17 protein-coding genes are annotated in these 18,831 nt (G+C 69.8%); 9 read left to right on the top strand and 8 right to left on the bottom strand.

Features of this window, described 5'->3' with window-relative positions; all coding sequences use genetic code 11:
• Nucleotides 1-47: 47 nt before the first annotated feature.
• On the top strand, nucleotides 48-2,429 hold the full coding sequence (locus ACEN9H_RS12150) for a TonB-dependent receptor (protein WP_413674940.1): 2,382 nt from the start codon (nucleotides 48-50) through the stop codon (nucleotides 2,427-2,429).
• A gap of 13 nt (nucleotides 2,430-2,442) precedes the next feature.
• On the top strand, nucleotides 2,443-3,852 hold the full coding sequence (locus tag ACEN9H_RS12145) for a sulfatase (protein WP_413674939.1): 1,410 nt from the start codon (nucleotides 2,443-2,445) through the stop codon (nucleotides 3,850-3,852).
• Between the two features lie 4 nt (nucleotides 3,853-3,856).
• On the opposite strand, the gene ACEN9H_RS12140 is transcribed toward ACEN9H_RS12145, so the two are convergent.
• The 5 genes from ACEN9H_RS12140 to ACEN9H_RS12120 all read right to left on the bottom strand — a co-directional run bounded on the left by ACEN9H_RS12140 (nucleotide 3,857) and on the right by ACEN9H_RS12120 (nucleotide 9,629).
• Complete coding sequence (locus tag ACEN9H_RS12140; protein WP_413674938.1) at nucleotides 3,857-4,036, bottom strand: hypothetical protein; 180 nt, start codon at nucleotides 4,034-4,036, stop codon at nucleotides 3,857-3,859.
• Between the two features lie 87 nt (nucleotides 4,037-4,123).
• Nucleotides 4,124-4,864, bottom strand: a complete 741-nt coding sequence (locus ACEN9H_RS12135; protein ID WP_413675576.1) for a sulfite exporter TauE/SafE family protein — start codon at nucleotides 4,862-4,864, stop codon at nucleotides 4,124-4,126.
• A 107-nt stretch (nucleotides 4,865-4,971) separates the two neighbouring features.
• Entirely contained in the window at nucleotides 4,972-7,329 is a 2,358-nt protein-coding gene (locus ACEN9H_RS12130) for a DUF6600 domain-containing protein (protein WP_413674937.1), read from the bottom strand.
• A 98-nt stretch (nucleotides 7,330-7,427) separates the two neighbouring features.
• Complete coding sequence (locus ACEN9H_RS12125; protein ID WP_413674936.1) at nucleotides 7,428-8,309, bottom strand: CPBP family intramembrane glutamic endopeptidase; 882 nt, start codon at nucleotides 8,307-8,309, stop codon at nucleotides 7,428-7,430.
• Between the two features lie 3 nt (nucleotides 8,310-8,312).
• The gene (locus ACEN9H_RS12120; protein WP_413674935.1) at nucleotides 8,313-9,629 is read right to left on the bottom strand and encodes a DUF3422 family protein; all 1,317 of its coding nucleotides are present in this window, start codon (nucleotides 9,627-9,629) and stop codon (nucleotides 8,313-8,315) included.
• Between the two features lie 231 nt (nucleotides 9,630-9,860).
• Between ACEN9H_RS12120 and ACEN9H_RS12115 the strand changes: the two genes are divergently transcribed.
• Both ACEN9H_RS12115 and ACEN9H_RS12110 read left to right on the top strand, forming a co-directional pair.
• Entirely contained in the window at nucleotides 9,861-10,550 is a 690-nt protein-coding gene (locus ACEN9H_RS12115; protein WP_229412217.1) for a FadR/GntR family transcriptional regulator, read from the top strand.
• A 2-nt stretch (nucleotides 10,551-10,552) separates the two neighbouring features.
• Nucleotides 10,553-11,008 (top strand): YaiI/YqxD family protein, encoded by a 456-nt coding sequence (locus tag ACEN9H_RS12110; protein ID WP_056125283.1) that lies wholly within the window; start codon nucleotides 10,553-10,555, stop codon nucleotides 11,006-11,008.
• Between the two features lie 105 nt (nucleotides 11,009-11,113).
• Here the strand turns inward: ACEN9H_RS12110 and ACEN9H_RS12105 are convergent, their stop codons facing one another.
• Both ACEN9H_RS12105 and ACEN9H_RS12100 read right to left on the bottom strand, forming a co-directional pair.
• Entirely contained in the window at nucleotides 11,114-11,845 is a 732-nt protein-coding gene (locus tag ACEN9H_RS12105) for a suppressor of fused domain protein (protein WP_413674934.1), read from the bottom strand.
• Nucleotides 11,846-11,915: 70 nt separating this feature from the next.
• Entirely contained in the window at nucleotides 11,916-13,265 is a 1,350-nt protein-coding gene (locus tag ACEN9H_RS12100; RefSeq protein WP_413674933.1) for a methyl-accepting chemotaxis protein, read from the bottom strand.
• 208 nt (nucleotides 13,266-13,473) lie between these two features.
• Between ACEN9H_RS12100 and ACEN9H_RS12095 the strand changes: the two genes are divergently transcribed.
• Entirely contained in the window at nucleotides 13,474-14,406 is a 933-nt protein-coding gene (locus ACEN9H_RS12095; protein WP_413674932.1) for a 4-hydroxyproline epimerase, read from the top strand.
• Here ACEN9H_RS12095 and ACEN9H_RS12090 read toward each other — a convergent pair.
• A complete protein-coding gene (locus tag ACEN9H_RS12090) occupies nucleotides 14,403-15,146 on the bottom strand; it encodes an AraC family transcriptional regulator (RefSeq protein ID WP_056125619.1) in 744 nt (247 codons plus the stop codon). The genes ACEN9H_RS12095 and ACEN9H_RS12090 overlap by 4 nt on opposite strands.
• Nucleotides 15,147-15,304: 158 nt before the next feature.
• Here ACEN9H_RS12090 and ACEN9H_RS12085 point away from each other — a divergent pair, with 158 nt between their 5' ends.
• The 4 genes from ACEN9H_RS12085 to ACEN9H_RS12070 are packed head-to-tail and all read left to right on the top strand — an operon-like array spanning nucleotide 15,305 to nucleotide 18,822.
• Nucleotides 15,305-16,201 (top strand): dihydrodipicolinate synthase family protein, encoded by an 897-nt coding sequence (locus ACEN9H_RS12085; protein WP_413674931.1) that lies wholly within the window; start codon nucleotides 15,305-15,307, stop codon nucleotides 16,199-16,201.
• The gene (locus tag ACEN9H_RS12080; RefSeq protein WP_413674930.1) at nucleotides 16,198-17,328 is read left to right on the top strand and encodes an NAD(P)/FAD-dependent oxidoreductase; all 1,131 of its coding nucleotides are present in this window, start codon (nucleotides 16,198-16,200) and stop codon (nucleotides 17,326-17,328) included. The genes ACEN9H_RS12085 and ACEN9H_RS12080 overlap by 4 nt, the downstream gene beginning before the upstream one ends.
• The gene (locus ACEN9H_RS12075) at nucleotides 17,315-17,578 is read left to right on the top strand and encodes a 2Fe-2S iron-sulfur cluster-binding protein (protein WP_413674929.1); all 264 of its coding nucleotides are present in this window, start codon (nucleotides 17,315-17,317) and stop codon (nucleotides 17,576-17,578) included. Before ACEN9H_RS12080 ends, ACEN9H_RS12075 begins: the two co-directional genes overlap by 14 nt.
• Nucleotides 17,575-18,822 (top strand): FAD-dependent oxidoreductase, encoded by a 1,248-nt coding sequence (locus tag ACEN9H_RS12070; RefSeq protein WP_413674928.1) that lies wholly within the window; start codon nucleotides 17,575-17,577, stop codon nucleotides 18,820-18,822. Before ACEN9H_RS12075 ends, ACEN9H_RS12070 begins: the two co-directional genes overlap by 4 nt.
• The last annotated feature ends 9 nt before the right edge of the window (nucleotides 18,823-18,831 follow it).

The following is an 18,831-nucleotide window of genomic DNA, read 5'->3' as shown; positions in this document are numbered from 1 at the left end:
CAGCGGCTTCGCTCATCCCGATTTTCATGACGTTCAAGGAGAACCACGTGTTTTACGCATCCGCAGCTCAGCACAAGACCAGGCGCCACGGCGCGCCGGCCGTTTCACGCACCATCATCGCGGCGGCGGCCATGATGATGTGCGCCGGCTGCGTGTGGGCGCAGGAATCGGGACCAAACGCGGGGCCGGATGCCGCCGTCGCGCCGGTGCTCGTCGCCGCCGCCGATGCGGGCCCCGATCCCGCCGCCACGCAACCGCTGTCCGACACGATCCAGACGGTGCTCGTCTCCACCCGCCGCCGCGTCGAAAGCGCGCAGAGCGTGCCGACGCCGATGACGGTGCTGAACGGCGACGAGCTGGAGGCGAACCGCGTCTACCGCGCCCAGGACCTGCAGCAACTGCTGCCCAGCACGACGATCAACTACGTCCACGCCCGCCAGATGAGCTTTGCGGTGCGTGGTCTCGGCAACAACCCCGCCAGCGACGGCCTGGAAGGCAGCGTGGGCCTGTACCTCGACAACGTCTACCTCGCCCGCCCCGGCATGGCGGCGTTCGACGCGCTCGACATCGAACAGCTGGAACTGCTGCGCGGCCCGCAGGGCACGCTGTTCGGCAAGAACACGACGGCGGGCGTCGTGAACATCTCGTCGCGCAAGCCGGCGCACGACGTGGAGTCGCAGGCGGAAATCTCGGCCGGCAGCTACGGCTACGTGCAGGGCAAGCTCGTATTGAACCGTCCCGTGACGGACGACCTGGCGGCGCGCCTGTCCGTGTACCGCACTCAGGACGACGGCTATATCCGCAACCGCTACAACGGCACCCGCGTGCAGGGCGGCCTGCGCCAGGGCCTGCGCGCCCAGGCCCTGTATGAGCCAGGCAAGGACTTCAGCCTGCGCGTCATCGCCGACTACAACGAGGAAGACTCGAACAACGGCACGCTGATTTTCTATAACGCCGGCGCGACCGGCAAGTATCTCGCGCAGGCGGTCCTCGTCGGCGGGCATCCTGTCACGGATCCGGAAGACCGCGCCGTCGCCCTCGACAACGGCTCGCACGTGAACGTGCACCAGGGCGGCGTATCGGCGGAAGCCAACTGGAACCTCGCCAACGCCAGCCGCATCACCTCGATCAGCGCGTGGCGCACCTGGAACTTCGTGCCGCACAACGACGACGGTCTCGACGTGCCGGTGACCCTGAACGTGGGCCAGTCCGCGAAACACCGCCAGTTCACGCAAGAGCTGCGCTGGGGAAGCAGCCCGGGCGCGGTCGACACCGTCGCCGGCGCCTACTATTACTACCAGGAGCTGGAGAACAACGCGTTCACCGTCAACGGTCCCCTCGCCGACCGCTTCAACGGCAATCCGGTCGGCGCGTGGAACGACGTCACCAGCAACTCGCCGGGCACGCTGCGCGTCAACAGCTACGCGCTGTTCGGCCAGGCCACGTGGCATGCCACCGACCGCTGGGACCTGACGGCCGGCCTGCGCGGCACGTACGAGGACAAGCGCGTGCGCGTGGTCCGTTACGCACCCGTCGGCCCGACGGTCAGCGGCCCCGCCCTCACCGTGCGCAACGCGCGCTACGGCGCCTACGATTCCGGTCCGCTGGCGCTGCACCAGTCCAGTCCCAGCGCGCTGCTCTCGGCCGGCTACAAAGCGTGGGACGACGTCCTGTTGTACGCCAGCCTGTCGCACGGCGAGAAGTCCGGCGGCATCAACCTGCAGGTGCCCGGCGCGGCCGGCGCGGCGTCGCTGCTGGTGGGCGCCGAACGCGCGAACGCGGCCGAACTGGGCGTGAAAAGCACGCTGCTGAACCGTCGCCTGCAGTTGAACGCGAACCTGTTCGCGACCGTCGTCCACGGCTACCAGAGCAATGCCTACGACCCGACGACGCGGACGTCGTACCTGACGAACGCCGGCGACGTGCGCACCCGCGGCATCGAGCTCGAGGCCCTCGCGATCCCCGTGCGCACCCTGCACATCCAGGCGAACGTGTCGTTCAACGACCCGCGCTACCTGACGTACAAGAACGCGCCGTGCGCACCGGAAGTGAATGCCGTGTCGTGCGATTTGTCCGGCCGCGACGCCCTCGTCAACGCGCCGCGCCGCACCGCGAACGTGGGCGCGCGCTGGGAACTTCCGCTGGATGACACGTGGCGCGCCTATGTGAACGGCAACGTGTCGTACCGCTCGTCGACCTACGGCACGCTGGACGCGTCGAAGTATTCGCGCATTCCGGCGTACGGCCTCGCCAACCTGTCCGCCGGCGTGCGCTCGAACGGCGAGCACGCGTGGGACGTGCAGCTGTGGGCCCGCAACCTGTTCGACCGCCAGTACTACACGAGCATGTGGAACGGCACGTTCGGCTCGTACAACGCCGTCATCGGCACGCCGCGCACGATCGGCGCGACCGCCCGTCTCGATTTCTAAGCAAGGAACCATCATGAGCAAAACCGACCAGAAACGCCGCGCCGTCATCAAGGGTCTCCCCGCCCTCGCCCTCGCCCCGCAGGCGCTGTTCGCGGCCGACCGCAAGGACCGGCAGCCGAACATCGTCTTCATCCTCGCGGACGACCTGGGTTACGCCGACCTGGGCGTCTACGGCAACACGGATTTCACCACGCCGAACCTCGACCGCCTGGCCGCGCAGGGTGTGCGCTTCACGCAGGCCTACGCCAATTCCGCCGTGTGCTCCGCCACGCGTTTCGGCCTGATCACGGGCCGCTACCAGTACCGCCTGCGCGGCGGGCTGGAAGAGCCGATCGCCGGGGCGTCGAAGACCATCGGCCTGCCGCCGCAGCACCCGACCCTGCCGTCGCTGCTGAAGAAGGCGGGCTACCGCACCGCGCTGTTCGGCAAGTGGCACCTGGGCTACCTGCCCGTGTTCGGTCCCCTCAAGAGCGGCTACGACGTCTTCTTCGGCAACTACGGCGGCGCCATCGACTACTTCACGCACAAGCCGGGCGTCGGCCCCGAGGTCCCGGAAGACCTGTACGAAGGCGAAGTCCCCGTGCACAAGGCCGGCTATTACACCGACCTGCTCGCGGAGCGCGCCACGGAATACATCGCCCAACAGGATGGGAAGCAGCCGTTCTTCCTGTCGCTGCACTTCACGGCGCCGCACTGGCCATGGGAAGGTCCGGGCGACGAAGCCGTGTCGCGCGATATCGGCAACATCTTCCACTACGACGGCGGCGACCTGGTCACGTACGGCAAGATGGTGACGGGGCTCGACACTGCGATCGGCCGCGTACTCGACGCACTGCGGCACAAGGGCCTCGCCGACGACACGATTGTCATCTTCACGAGCGACAACGGCGGCGAGCGCTTCTCGAAGACGTGGCCGTTCAGCGGCCAGAAGACGGAACTGCTGGAAGGCGGCATCCGCGTGCCCGCGATCGTGCGCTGGCCGCGCCGCCTTGGTGCCGGGACGACGACGGACCAGGTCGCGATCAGCATGGACTGGCTGCCGACCCTGCTCGCCGCGGCCGGCGGCGCGCCCGATCCGGCCTACCCGCCCGACGGCCAGGACCTGCTGCCCGTGCTGACGGGCCAGCGCGCGCCGGTCGAGCGGACGCTGTTCTGGCGCTACAAGGCGAACGCCCAGCGCGCCGTCCGCTCGGGCAACTGGAAATACCTGCGCCTCAACGGCAACGACTTCCTGTTCGACGTGAGCGTGGACCAGCGCGAACGCGCCAACCTGGCGCAGCGTCATCCGGACGTATTCGACAAGCTGAAAGGGGAATGGGAAAGCTGGAACGCGAGCATGCTGCCGATCACGCCCGACGTGCGCACGCACGGCGTGAACGGGAAGGTGCAGGCCGACCACTACCACGCGGAGGGCACCGACTGACCGGCTAGTCCTGGGCTGCGTCGTCCTTCTCGTCGCGGCCCAGCAACTCGCTGGACCACTCCTGCCAGGTACAGTTGGGGCAACGCCGCCACAACAGGATCAGGAGAAACGTCGCGCAACCGAATGCCAGCACGATCGCGTGCAACGCAAGATCCGGTTCGAGCCCATAAAGTAAATCCAGCATGGCGCACCTACCTTCCTGGCGGAATCATTCATGGCGATACCGCATGATTCCACTGTAGACCAAGCCGGTGGCCGTGTCCAGCGCGCTTCAAATGGGTTTCAGGAACAACCCGACCGTGAGCGCGATGCCGATGCAGACGATGGCGACGCGCAGCGCCTTCTCGTTCACGCGGTGCAGCGCCCATGCGCCCAGCAAGCCGCCGATGACGGCGCCCGCCGCCAGCACGCCGCACTGCAGCCAGTGCAGGTCGGGCGACGTCAGGAACAGGACGACGGCCGACGCATTCATCACGCCGGCCAGCACGTTTTTCGTGGCGCCCGCATTGCGCGCGGCGAGCCCCGCCATCGTCAGCGCGGCCAGCATCAGGATGCCGATGCCGCCGCCGAAATAGCCGCCGTAGACGGCGATCAGGAATTGCGCGACCGCCGTCGCCACGGGTCCGAGGTGCATGGCGCCCGCGGCGCCGGGCTTGCGGAAGAAGCTCCCCCACGTGAACAGGGCCGTCGCGAACAGCACGAGCCACGGCACGAGCCGCGCGAACACCGCAGGCGACGTGTGCAGCAACAGCAGTCCACCCGCCGCGCCGCCGGCGATGCTCAGCACGAACAACGCCCAGAATGGCAGGCCGCCCGCGCCGCTGACCAGCTTGCGGCCGGCGTACCCGGACGTGATCTGCGCGGGGAACAGCGCGACGGTCGACGTGATGTTCGCGGCGAGCGGCGACATGCCGGACACGATCAGCGCGGGCAAGGTGACGAACGAGCCGCCGCCCGCCAGCGCGTTCTGCACGCCGGCCCATAGCCCGGCCAGGAAGACGAGCAGCAGCATCATGGTGCCGCTCCGGTTTGACGGTCGTTGGCTGGGCGGTGTGGTGTCGGCATGGCGCGGCGGTGAGTTGGACGGAAGCCCATCTTACACCGCGCCCCGTGCCGTCGTCAGTGACCGCCCTTCTCGCCGTTCTTGTGACCGTGGTCGCCGCCCTTGTCCGGGCCGTGGGCGGGGGCCGCATGCGGCTGCGGCGCCGGTTGCGGATGCGGCGCGGGCTTCGGTGCGGCCGGTGCCGGCGGCTGCGGTCGCGGTGCCGGCTGCGGATGCGGTGCAGCCTGCGGATGCTGCGCCGGCAGCTGCGGGCGCGGTGCCGGCTGCGGATGGGATGCAGGCTGCGGACGCGGTGCCGGCTGCACATGCGGTGCAGCCGGCGGATGCTGCGCCGGCGGCTGCGGTCGCGGTCCCGGCTGCGGATGGGATGCAGGCTGCGGACGCGGTGCCGGCTGCGGATGCGGTGCATCCTGCGAATGCTGCGCCGGCGGCTGCGGCTGCGGGTGCGCGGCTGGCTGGGGATGCGGCGCCTGCAGCGCCACCCGCTGCGGCGCGGGCGCGCGCGGCGCTTCGTGCGCCACCGGTTGCGGTGCCGGACCGTGCGCCGGCGGAGCATGCCGGACTGCCTGCTGCGGTTCGCCGCCATGCATCGGGCGCGGCGCCTGCGGTTGCGCCATCACGCCATGTGCGGCGCCGCGCGGCTCGTCCGCGGGCCCGCCCCGGCCCGCGTGTGGCGGCTGCGGACGGCCCGCTTCCGCGGCCGTCGCGCCTGCGCCGGAGCCGCCACGCGCGGCCAGTTGCGCGGTGTTCCGCGGGCCGTGCACATCCGGCAGCGCGACTGGCGGGCGTCCGGCGGGCGGTGGCGCTTCGTGGACGGGTCGGCCGGCCGGCCCAGGCAGCGGGACGGCGGCCGTCTGCGGCCCATGGCCAGCCGGCCGTCCACTCTGCGCCATCAGGTGCCCGGCCGGCGCGGCGCCAGGCACGGTACCACGCGCCGGCTGCGGTGTCACCGGCTTGCCGAGCGCAGGGCGCAGCACGCGCAGCGGCACCGGCCCGTGCACGGCCACGCGCGCATCCGGACGCGCCGCGGCGGGACCAGGCCCGTGCCCGAAGGCGTGCGCCGGCAACGCCCGCGTCACCGCGACGCGCTGCAGCACGGGTCCCGGCGGCAGGCGGCCGGGGACCGTGCCGATCCGGCTTTGCGGCAACGGCCGCGCTTGCGGCGCCGCCAGCACCGGCGCGGCGCGCGCCACGCCGGGCGGCAGCAGCAGGCCTGCGCGCGCGGTCGGCGCGGCCCGCGCGAACTGCTGCGCGGGCATCGCCACGATCGCGCCGGGCACGTCGCGGTTGCGGTAGGTGATGTTGTTGACGATGGTCGTCTGCCAGATCACGGTATTGGTCACGTTGACGTTCGTGATGTACGTCGGGCTCGCGTGGTACGGCGGCCGGTATGGCTCGTGCGGCGCGAGCGGGAACCAGCCGACGCCCGGATCGGAGCGGCCGCCGAACGCCAGCACGGTCCCGACGAACGCCACCAGCGCAGGCGCGTACACGGGCTGCGCGCGCGCCGGTGCCGGCACCCAGGCCCAGGTATCCGGCGTGCGGATCCAGCGGCCGTAGTGCGACACGGCGTAACCGTAAGGCTGGTCGTCGATCCACGTCCAGCCCCACGGATCGATCCACGCCCAGTGTCCCGCGTGATACGGCGCCCAGTTGCGCGGCGCGCGGTCCGGCACCCACACGGTGCCGTAGTCGGGCACGGTGCGCCAGCTGCCGTAGTCATCGAGGTCTTCGAAGCCAACGACGCCTTGCGGCACATAGCGGCGCGCGATGGCGCGCTCGTAGCGCTGGTCGCGCGCCAGCGCCCAGCGGTCGAATTCATCCGGCGGGGCGGGCGGGAGCAGCCCGTAGTTGTCCAGGTCCTGGCCACCGAAACGATAGCCCTGCCCCGGCGCGAGCGACAGCGACGTGCCGTCGCCGTACACGTCGGCGGCGCCGTTCAGCACCGTGACATCCGTCGTGCTGCCGTCCGGCGCGACGGCGAGCCGGTAGTCGCCGGGCCCGCGCGCGACGAAGGCGAGGTTCGGCGTATCCACCTCGACGGTCTCGCCCGGCGCCAGGCGGCGCACGTGCAGGTCGACGCGGCCTTGCGACACCTGCAGTTGCGTCATGCGTTCATCGGCCGCGAGTACGGTCAGCAGGGTGCCCGCATCCATGCGCGCGACGGCGGCGCCGAACTGGGCCTCGTCGCGCCCGCCGGCGTCCGTCCACAGGCGGTCGCCCGCGACGAGGGGCCGGTTGAGCGGCGCCTGCGCCCAGTCGCTGGCGCCGGCAGGAGAAAAGCTGACGGGGCCGGCCAGATAGGCGATGCGGCCCACGCGCGCGGGCGGGTCCTGCATCTGCGCGGCGGCGATCGTCACGGTGAATAGCAGGCCGAGGGCGACGGCCGGCCGGAGGAAGTTCGAAGCGCTCATGATCGTCGGTACAACGTGGGAATGATGCCCGATCATAGTCCCGGCGCCCCGCGCGCACGGTACGCTGTCACACCGTGTTACAGAAGTTGCAATGCTGTTCAGCGCATGAGTGCTGGATACGTGAACGCGATGAAGTGGACGGCGTTGAGCGCGAAGTGCGTGAGGATCGCGCCCTCGATGCGTCCGGAACGCAGGTACGCGGCGGCATAGCCGAAGCCCGCCAGCGTCGCGAACAGCAAGAGCAGCGGGCCGCCGGCGGCATGCGCGAGCCCGAACAGCAAAGTCGATACGGCCACCGCGACGGCCACGCCGTAGCGTCGTCCCGCCATGCCGCGCGCCAGGCCGCCGAGCAGGTAGCCGCGGAAGAAGGCCTCCTCCGTCACGCAGGTGATCAAGAGATTATTGACGAGGAACCAGGATGTCCACGGAAGCCATTTGACGTCCGGCCGCACCACGCCGAGCAGCAGGCCCGCACCGAGGACGGCGACGAGCGTCGCCGCCAGCACGGGCAGCGTACGGCGCAGCATCGGCAACCAGTCGGCGCGCGCGCGGATCGGCGTGCAGAACACGCCCATCAGCACGATGCCGGCGATGGCCTTGTCGAAATTCGCGTACAGCGTGAACGGCGGCGCACCCGCCGACAGGTGCGCATGGTCGACCAGCAGCGGATTGTGAAAGCCCGGCAGCCGGTGCAGCGCCAGCAGCAGCGCACACACGCCCGTCAGCACGAGCAGCGGGATGCGGATCCAGGCCCGTCCGGCCGCGCGCGCGCCGAACGCCAGCGCGAGGTAGAAGAAGGTGACGGCCAGGCCGATCCCGTCGAGCACCCCGACGGCCCGCGCGACCGCGCAGGCCAGCAGCACGCCCGCGCACCACGCCCAGTCGCGATTCCCGCGCACGGCGGGCGCCGGCACCCACAACGCCAGTACGGCCAGCGCCAGCGCGGCGCACGCCGCCATGAGACCGGGAGCGCTCAGCATGGATCAGCCGTGCGAACGCTTGTGCATCTGCTTGTGCATGCGGCGCAGGCTGAGCCACACGAGCCCCGCCACGACGGGCACCAGCGCGCCCGTGAGCAAGTCCGGATTGACCGGCATGCCGAGACTCTTGAGGCCCTTGCCCGCATAGCCGAGCAGGCCCACGACGTAGTACGAGATCGCCGCCACCGACAAGCCCTCGACGGCCTGCTGCAGGCGCAGTTGCTGGGCGGCGCGGCGGTCCATCGATTGCAGGATTTGCCGGTTCTGGTTTTCCTGGACGATGGAGACGCGCGTGCGCAGCAGGTCGTTGACGTTGGCGATGCGGCGCGCCAGCGCTTCCTGGCGCGCCGCCGTCGATTCGCACGTGTTCATCGCCGGCGTCAGGCGGCGGTCCATGAATTCCTCCACGGTCGGCACGCCTTCGATGCGGGCCTCGCGCAACTCCTCGATGCGCGCCTTGACGAGGCGGTAATACGCTTTCGATGCCGAGAAGCGGTAGCCGTTGTCGAGCGAGAGCTTTTCCAGGCGCGCCGCCAGCTTCGTGATCTGCGCCAGCAGGTCCTGGTCGCCGGCGACCGCCTCGCCCGCGACCATGCGCTCGGCCAGCGTGGCCAGTTCGGCCTCGATGTCGTCCAGCGCGTTGGACACGGTGCGCGCGGCCGGCAGGCCGAGGAGCGCCATCATGCGGTAGGTGTCGATTTCCAGCACGCGCTGCGCGAGGCGGCCGGCCTGCTGCGCGCGCATCTCGACGTCGCGCAGCACGAAGCGCGAAAAACCGTCGGACTGGATCGCGAAATCCGTCCACACTTCCCCGCCCTGCATGACGCGCGAGCCGACCAGGTTATTGCTGGCGAAGCCGTCCTGCAGCGTGCCGGGATCGGCGGCGCCGCGCTCCAGCAGCACGTGCGCGGCGGACATCAGGCGGCCGTGCAGGCCGAGGATCCACGACTGCGGCAGGTGCGCGAGCGGCATGCGTGCGAACGCCTCCGCAATCGGCAGCCCGGGCGCGATCTTTTCCGTAAACGTGTAGGTCGCGAACTCCGTGTGCCGTTCCCACTTGAGGCGGAAGCGGCCGAAGTCATGATAGAAGTGATTGGCCGTCACGTTCGGCGCGGCGACGCCGAAATGCCCGCACAGCGCGGCGAGCAGCGCGTGCTGGTTCGGACCGTGCTCGCTGCGCGATCCGGCCTCGTTGGCGCGGTACACGGCAAGATGGGTGATGGCTTCGGGCGCTTCCAGCCGGAGGAAGGGACGCGAATGGATTTCGGCGGCCAGCGGAATGCGCTGGGCGTGGCTCAGGCTTGGATAAGCGGTCGTCATGGTTCGATTCGTCGGCTCGGCAATATTTCCTATTGTACATGCGTATGCACAGCGCCGGAACGGCGTCGATCCCACCATCGGCCGAATAAAGTTCAGGACACGACAAAATCGTCAACGCAGTCAGCCCAAATGACCGTTTTGGTCCGACCACTTGCAACATTATCCCGACCAAACTAAGATGCGATCTTGGCAATCGCCTCCACTTTTTCCTGGACTGACACAATGAGAAAAATGCCCGCGCCACCCGATGCGATTGCGACCGAGCCGCGACTGTATCGCGTGGTGTCGAGCCGGATCGAAGCGCTGATCCGGGAAGAGAACATCAAGCCGGGCGAGCGCCTGCCCGCCGAGCGCGACCTGGCCACGAAGCTGGGCGTCTCGCGCACCTCGCTGCGCGAAGCGCTGATCGCGCTGGAACTGGGGGGCGTCGTCGAAGTGCGCGGTGGGTCCGGCGTGTACGTCAGCGAACAGGCGGCGTTGACGACCGCGCGCCCGGCGGCCGGTCCCGGTCCGTTCGAGGTCCTCGCCGCGCGCCGCATGATCGAGGTCGAGGTCGCGGCGCTGGCCGCGAAGAATGCGACGCCGGCGGCCGTCGATGCGATCCTCGTCGCCGTCGAAGAGATGGAGCAGAACCAGGACAACCTGGGCGAGAACGAATCGGCCGACCGCAACTTCCACCTCGCGATCGCGCGCGCGGCCGGCAACAGCGCCCTCGTCGGCGTGATCGAATACCTGTGGGCCCAGCGCGGCAGCCTGTGGCACAAGCTGACGGAGCATTTCCAGACCGAGGAACTGCGCCAGCTGACGCTCCTCGACCACCGCGCGATCCTGGCCGCCATCGCCTCGCACGACGTGGCCGGCGCCCGGTCGGCCATGCGCGCGCACCTCGACCGCGTGACGCGCACGTTCTCGCGCGGCTGACCATGGAGATCTGGGTCGACGCCGATGCCTGCCCGGCCGTCATCAAGGACATCCTGTTCCGCGTGGCCGACCGCGTGCAGCTGAACGTCACGCTGGTGGCCAACCAGTTGATCCGCGTACCCGGCTCGCGCTTCATCCGCGCGCTGCAGGTGCCTTCGGGCGCCGATGCGGCCGATGCGGAAATCGTGGCGCGCGTACAACCCGGCGACATCGTCGTGACCGGCGACATTCCCCTTGCCGCCCTCGTGCTGGACAAGGGCGGCATGCCGTTGAATCCGCGCGGCGAGTGGTACACGAAAGACACCATCGCGCAGCAGCTCACGATGCGCGCGTTCATGGACGAATTGCGTTCCAGCGGCGTCGATACGGGCGGACCAGGCGCGTTCAGCCAGGCGGACCGGCAGCGGTTCGCGAATGCGCTGGACCGCGAACTGGCGAAGCGCGCGCCTAAACCGTGAGCGGCGCCGTGCGCGCCGCCGCGCAGTGCGTTCCGTGACGAACAGGGCCTGCCGGATGCATGGCAGGTAAGGTATGGGCGGTCTTCAGTCCAGCGCCGCGCCCGGTCACAAAAAGCCGAACAGCCTCTTGCCCGCGTTCGGCCGGCGCGCATCGATCATGTCGTCGATGTGCTTCTTGTCGAAGCGCTCCAGCAGTTTCTCGGCGCCGGCCCGCAGCTTCAGCGCCAGTTCCTCCTTGTACAGCGGGACGATTGCGAAGAACGCGATCTCCTTGTCGGCGTCGATGCGCAGCCGGTGGAATTCGTCCGGCACACTGATGGACGGCAGCAGGATGCAGCCGTCGAACCGCACGTCCGCCGCATACGGCTCCGCCGGATCGCCGTTCGGCACCGTGTGGCCCCAGCCCAGCCACGTCCCGTACTTGTGCGGCAGCCGCGCCATCGTCTTGATCAGGCGGACGGGCCAGTACCAGCGCTCGTCCTCGAACGATTCCTTGTCCAGCTTCCAGTCCGGCGGGAGCGTGATCATCAGCTCGGCGTGGCGCGGGACGTCGGCGTCCGGCGGCGTCGACATCGGCAGGTCGCTCATGCCGGACGTGACCAGCCGGATGAACGGGTACGCCTCCGTCGGCTTCACGATATGGACGTCGATGTGCACCGTGTCCGACACCAGTTCGTGGAACACGCAGTCGACGGGCCCGAGGTGCCGGTCGATGTGGTCCGAAATCTGCTGCAGGCAGATCTCGCCCTGCGGCGGCGTCCACGGCGTGCTTTCCGTGTGGTGGTAGATCGGATCGCCGTGCAAGGACACGACGTTGCTGGCTCGGTATGCGCTCATCGCGGCCCTCTCGAATGCTGACCCGACGAGTCTAGCAGCGCGGGGGCCGCGAAAATGCGCGCATTTCCACTTACGCGGCCGCTTCCGATCGGCGCAGCGTGCCCACCGCCCGCGCCACCGACGACGCGTGCGCGCACATCGTCTCGGCCGCATCCGCGCTCTGCCCGACCAGCTCGGCCGTCTGCCGCGTCGTCACCTCGATCTCGCGGATCGAATCGCGCACCTGCTCGATGCCGTCGCGCTGTTCCTGGCTCGCGCCCGAGATCGCGGTCATGATGCCGGCCACGCGCTGGACCGAGCCGACGATCTGGTGCATCGCCTGCCCCGCTTCGTCCACGAGCCGGCCGCCCGCGTCCACGCGCACGACGGAGTCGCCGATCAGTTGGCGGACTTCCTTGGCCGCCTGCGCGCTGCGCTGGGCGAGGCTGCGCACTTCGCCCGCCACGACGGCGAAACCGCGCCCCTGCTCGCCCGCGCGCGCCGCCTCGACGGCCGCGTTCAGCGCGAGGATGTTGGTCTGGAAGGCGATGCCGTCGATGACGTTGACGATGTCCTGCACTTCGCGCGAGCTGGAACGGATAGCCTCCATCGTCTGCACGACGTCGGCGACGACGTCGCCGCCCTTCACGGCCAGCGCAGAGGCCGACGCCACCAACTCGTCGGCCAGCGCCGCGTGGTCGACGTTGCGTTTGACGGTGGCGGTCAGGTGGTCGACCGCGGCCGCGGCCTGCTCCAGCCGCGCGGCCTGCGCCGCGGCGCGCGCGGACAGGTCGGCGCTGCCCGCCGCCACGGCGCTGGACGTCTGCGTGATCAGGTCCATGTCGCGCGCCACCTGGTCCGCGCTGCTGCGCATCGCCCGCAAGGTGTCGTGCAGGGTGCCGGCGCTCGCCGCGACGGCCGTCGTCTCGCGCTGCAGGCGGACGGCCAGGTAGGACAGCACGGCCGCCTCGACCACGACGTACACCGCGTGCAGCAGCACGATGCCGATGCCCGGATGCGTGAAGCACAGCGTCGGATAGCCCCATTCCTGCAGATAGTTGAACGTGAGGTGGTGGACGGCGGCCGTGCCCGCGGCGGCGACGATGACGCGCCAGTCCTGGTAGCAGACCAGGAAGGCGAGCAGGACGAAGATCCCGAAATGCAGCTCCGTCATGCCGTGCGCCTGGTGGATGTTCAGCGCGCAGAACAGCATCAGCGCGACGGCGACGGACAGCCGCGCGGCGAGGCTGCCCGGCGCGGCCGCGATCAGCGCGCTCGGCACGAGGGCGAGCGGCAGCCCGACGGCGACCGCCAGCATCAGCGAGTCGTACACGAGGGCCAGCGCCAGCGATGTGGCGAATAGCGCCCACAGGACGGGGAGGAACAGTTTGTCGGCGTTGTTGGCATGGTCGGCCCTGGAGCCGGATGAGATCGGATGCATTTTTGTGACTTCCCTTTTATTTATCCGTAACACATTGATTTTGCTGGTCTATTGGCGCAGCAACGTTCAATAATATTGGGAAATTTTTATTGGATTCTTGCAGATTGTCACAACCGCATGAATGTCTCGCGACGGTGTGCCGCTTTCGCTCATCAAGACGCAGAAAAACAACAAGACCCGCCGCCGGCCCCGGTTTAGCCTTCCAGGCATGAAAAAAATCTCGATCATCGACTCGCACACCGGTGGCGAACCCACCCGGCTCATCGTCGACGGCGGTCCGGACCTGGGCAACGGCCCGCTGTCCGGGCGGCTCGCGCGCCTGCGCGCCGAACACGACCACATCCGCACGGGCACCGTGTGCGAACCGCGCGGTTCGGACGTCCTCGTGGGCGCCCTGCTGTGCGAACCGCATGCCCCGGACTGCGCGGCGGGCGTCATCTTTTTCAATAACGTCGGCTACCTGGGCATGTGCGGGCACGGCACGATCGGCCTCGTCGTGTCGCTGGCCCACCTCGGCCGCATCACGGCCGGACGCCACCGCATCGACACGCCCGTCGGCGTCGTGACGGCCGAGCTGCACGCGGACGGTTCCGTGAGCATCGAGAACGTCCCGTCGTACCGGACGCGCAAGGACGTCCACGTCGACGTCGCGGGCCATGGCGCCGTGCGCGGCGACGTGGCGTGGGGCGGCAACTGGTTCTTCCTCATCAAGCACCATGCGTTCGACATCGTGCCGGCCAACGTCCCGGCGTTGACGGCGTTCGCGCAAGCCGTCATGGCGGCGCTGGCCGCGCAAGGCATCACCGGGGACGGCGGCGCGCCCATCGACCACGTGGAACTGTTCGCCCCGTCACGCATCGCGGACAGCCGCAACTTCGTGCTGTGCCCCGGCAAGGCGTACGACCGCTCGCCCTGCGGCACGGGCACCAGCGCCAAACTGGCTTGCCTGGCGGCGGATGGCGACCTGGAACAGGGCGCCGTGTGGCGCCAGGAGAGCATCATCGGCAGCGTGTTCGAAGGCAGCTACCGCCGCGCGGGCGATACCGTCGCGCCGACGATCCGGGGCACGGCCTGGGTCAGCGCCGAGTCGACGCTGCTGTTCGACGACACCGATCCGTTCGCGTGGGGCCTCCCCGCCTAGTCCTGTTTCATCTGCCGCCCGTACTCGGTCGGGCTCATGCCCACGTACGACTTGAACTGGCGGCTGAACGCGCTGTGGTCCGTATAGCCGCATTCGTACGCGATGGCCGCGATCTTCGCGCCCGGATCCTGTTCGATCAGGGTGCGCGCGGCCGCCAGCCGGCATTGCACGAGCAGCTGCCGCGGCGAGTGCTGGAACACTTTCTGGAACAGCCGTTCCACGCGCGACAGCGACAGTCCCGCTTCCTCCGCCAGCGCCTTCAGCGAGATATTCTCCCGATAGTGGTCGCTGATGTGCTGCGCGATCCGCGCGATCTGCCGGTACGCCGGGTGCAGGTCGTCCAGCAGGCCGAGATCCTGCGACGTGCCGATCAGGCCGACGACGTCGCCATCCTTGCCGAACAGCGGAATCTTCTTCGTGATGCACCAACCGCGGCCGCGGCCGGGGTAGATGTGCAGTTCGAGCTGCTTGTCGATCGCCGTGCCGCTGGCGATGACCTGCCGGTCCTGCGCGAGATACGTCTCGGCCAAGGCGCGCGGGAACAGTTCCAGCGCCGTCTTGCCGAGCACATCCTTCTTGTGCCGAACTCCGCAGCGCCGCACCATCGTGCGGTTGATGCTCAGGTAACGGCCGTCCCGGTCCTTGACGAAGAATGCGACGTCGCCGAGGGCGTCGAAGATCGCTTCGACGGCCTGCATGCCGATGGTGTCGATGGCCCGGATGGTGGTGTCGTCGATCATGTTGTCCTCCCGGACGCCAATATAGGCGGGTTACGCCGGCATGGCAAACGGCGGCCGGGCGCTGTGCCGATTTCGGCCTCCCCGGCGAACGCTTCACGCAAGACCCCGGCGCCAAACAGGCCTAGCATGTGACCTTTCAAGCAAAGGAGACAGACCCCATGTGGAAAGGTGTTCTTCCCGCCGTCACCACCAAGTTCGCCGAGGACGGCTCGCTCGACCATGACGAAATGCTGCGCTGCTTCCGCATCCAGATGGACGCCGGCGTGGATGGCCTCATCGCCTGCGGTTCGCTGGGCGAGGGCCCGATGCTGTCGCACGAGGAGCGCATCGACGTCCTGAAACTCTGCAAGGAAGCGGCCGGCGCGAAGCCCGCGCTGCTGACGGTCGCGGAAGCGTCCACTCGCGATGCGTGCGCGCTGGCGCAGAAGGCGGCCAGGGCGGGCGCGGACGGCCTGATGGTCGTCCCCAGCACGATCTACCACACGGACCCGCGCGAGACGGTGGCGACCTTGCGCGCCATCGCGCAGGCGGGCGACCTGCCGGTCATGATCTATTCGAACCGCCTCGCCTACCGCGTCGACGTGACGATCGAGATCATGGAAGAACTGGCGGACGATCCCCGCTTCGTCGCCGTCAAGGAATCGTCGGACGACATCCGCCGCAGCACCGACATCATCAACCGCTTCGGCGACCGCTTCGACCTGCTGACCGGCGTCGACAACCTCGCGTTCGAAGCGCTCATGGTCGGCGCGCAGGGCTGGGTCGCCGGCGTGGGCCTCGCGTTCCCCGAGGAGACCGTGGCGATCTGGCGGCTGGTCCAGGCCAGGCGCTACGACGAGGCGCTGCGCATCTACCGCTGGTTCCGTCCCCTGCTGGACCTGGACGTGTCGACTTACCTCGTCCAGAACATCAAGCTCGCGGAAGCGATCGCGATCGGTTCGAACGAGCGCGTGCGCGCGCCGCGCCTGCCGCTCGCCGGCGCGCGCCGCGACGCGGTGGAGCGGACGATCCGCGCCGCCATCGCCAACCGCCCCACCCTGCCCGTGCTGGCGTGAAGCATCCGGACGTGATCGTCGTCGGCGCCGGCATCGTCGGCGCGGCCTGCGCGGCGGAGCTGCAGGCGCTCGGGCGCGACGTGCTGCTCGTCGACGCGAACCACCCCGGTGGCGGGGTGACCGCGGCCGGCATGGGCCACCTCGTCGCCCTCGACGAGACGGACGATGAACTCGACCTGTGCCTGCTGTCGCTGGCGCGCTGGGACGAGTACCTGTCCACCCGCGCCGGCCTCGCGGAACACGTCCGCTGCGGCACCTTGTGGGTCGCCGAGGACGATGCGCAGATGGCCCAGGCGCGCGTCCGCGCCGGGCGCCTGGCGCGGCGCGGCTGGGATGCGGCCGAACTCTCCGGCGCCCAGCTCGCGCGTGTGGAACCCGCACTGCGCGCAGGGCTTGCGGGCGGCGTGCGCGTCGCGCGCGACGGCGTCGTGTACCCGCCCGCCGTCGCGCGCAGCCTGGCCGAAACGCTCGTCGCGCTGGGGGGAAGGACACGCTTCGGCGCGGCCGTCGCCCGCGTCGACGACGTCGGCGTCACGCTGGCCGACGGCGAACGCATCGATGCGGGCGACGTCGTCGTCGCGACGGGGGCCGCCGTGACGCGCCTGCTGCCGGACATGCCGATCTTCCCGCGCAAGGGCCATCTCGCCATCACGGCGCGCTACCCGCGGCGGCTGTCGCACCAGGTCGTGAGCATGGATTATGGGCAAACCGAGGGCCAGACGGAAGCCGGCAGCGACGCCGTCGCCGTCGCGGCGAATGTCCAGCCCCGCATCACGGGCCAATGGCTGATCGGGTCGTGCCGCCAGGACGGCATCCGGCATGCCGACGTCGATCCGCGCGTGCTGGCGCGCGTGCTGCGCTCGGCCATCGCGCTGCTGCCCTGTCTGGCCGACATGAAAATCATCCGCAGCTGGACCGGCATGCGCCCCGCGACTTACGACGGGCGGCCCGTCATCGGACGCCATCCGACGCTCGAACGCGTGTGGGTCGCCGCGGGCCACGAGGGCCTCGGCGTGACGACCGCGTTCGGCACCGCGCAACTGCTGGCCGACCTGATGCTGGACCGTCCCGCTTCCATCGCGGCCGCCCCCTATTCACCGTCGAGGTTCGTCCATGTCCCCGCCTGATTCCCTGAGCCGCGTGCTGGTCGACGGTGTCGCGGTCGACGTACCGCGCGGCGTCACCGTCGTCGCGGCGCTCGTCGGCGCCCGGTCGCCGTGCACGCGGCGTTCGGTCACGGGCCAGCCCCGGTTCGCGTTCTGCGGCATCGGCCAGTGCCAGGAATGCCGCGTGACCGTCGACGGCCGCACCAACCAGCTGGCGTGCAGGACGATCTGCGCGGACGGCATGACCATCACCACGGGAGGCGACTGGTGAAGAACATAGTGCACATCGTCGGCAGCGGCCCGGCGGGACTGTCCGCGGCGCGGACCGCCCTCGACGCCGGCGCAAGGATCTGCCTGATCGACGATAATCACGCGCCGGGCGGCCAGATCTGGCGCGGCGGCCCCGCGCGCTGGACCGACGCACGCGCACGCAGCGCGTGGAACACCCTGCGCGGCCATCCCGGCTGCACCGTGATGCAGGATGCCCAGGTCATCGGCTGCATGGACTCCCGCACGCTGCTCGTGGAAACGGGCGGACGCGGCGCCGCCGTCCCGTTCGAGCGCCTCGTGCTCTGCTCGGGCAGCCGCGAACTGTCGCTGCCGTTCCCCGGCTGGACGCTGCCCGGCGTCACCGGCGCGGGCGGGCTGCAGGCGCTGATCAAGGGCGGCATGCCGGTGTCCGGACGCCGCGTCGTGGTCGCCGGTACGGGCCCGCTGCTGCTGGCGGCGGCGTCGACGGCGCTGCGCGCGGGCGCGCACGTGGCCGCGATTGTCGAACACCAGCCGTGGTCGCGCCTGTCGGCTTTCGGTCTCGGGCTGCTGTCGCGGCACGGGAAGAAATTCCTGCAGGCGGCGTCGCTGTTCGCCGAGCTGCGCGGGATCCCGTACGTGACGGGCGCCACGCTCGTCGCAGCGACGGGAGAGGATACGGTGCGCGGCGTCGTCGTGCGGACCGGCGGCAAGGACGTCGAGTATGCCTGCGACTTCCTCGCGGCGGGCTTCGGCCTCGTCCCGAACACGGACCTCGCGCGCGCACTGCGATGCGACGTCGTCGACGGCGCGATCCAGGTCGACGATGCGCAGCGGACGAGCCGCCCGGATGTCTGGGCCGCGGGCGAATGCACGGGCATCGGCGGCGTCGACAAGGCCGTCGCCGAGGGACGCATCGCGGCGCTGGCCGCGCTGGGCCGGCCCCCGTCCGGGCGCGACCTGCCGCTGCGGCGCGCCTCGCACGCGTTCGCGGCGCTGCTGGCGCGCACGTTCGCGCCGGACGCGTCGCTGCGGACGATGTGCGGCCCGGAGACGATCGTGTGCCGCTGCGAGGACGTGACCCGGGCCCGCCTGCTGCCGCACCGCGACTGGCGCGAAGCGAAACTGGCGACGCGCGTCGGCATGGGGCCCTGCCAGGGCAAGACCTGCGGCGCGGCATGCGCCTTCCTGTTCGGGTGGTCCCACGAGGATGCCCGGACACCCATCATGCCCGCGACCGCGCGGGCGCTGTCGGACTTTGAATGAGGTAATGAG

Origin of the sequence: Massilia cellulosiltytica, from assembly GCF_047325105.1 — a bacterium.
In the GTDB taxonomy this organism is placed as follows: domain Bacteria; phylum Pseudomonadota; class Gammaproteobacteria; order Burkholderiales; family Burkholderiaceae_D; genus Telluria; species Telluria orientalis.
Note: the sequence above shows the minus strand (reverse complement) of the source record. Positions and strands in the feature narration are given on the sequence as shown.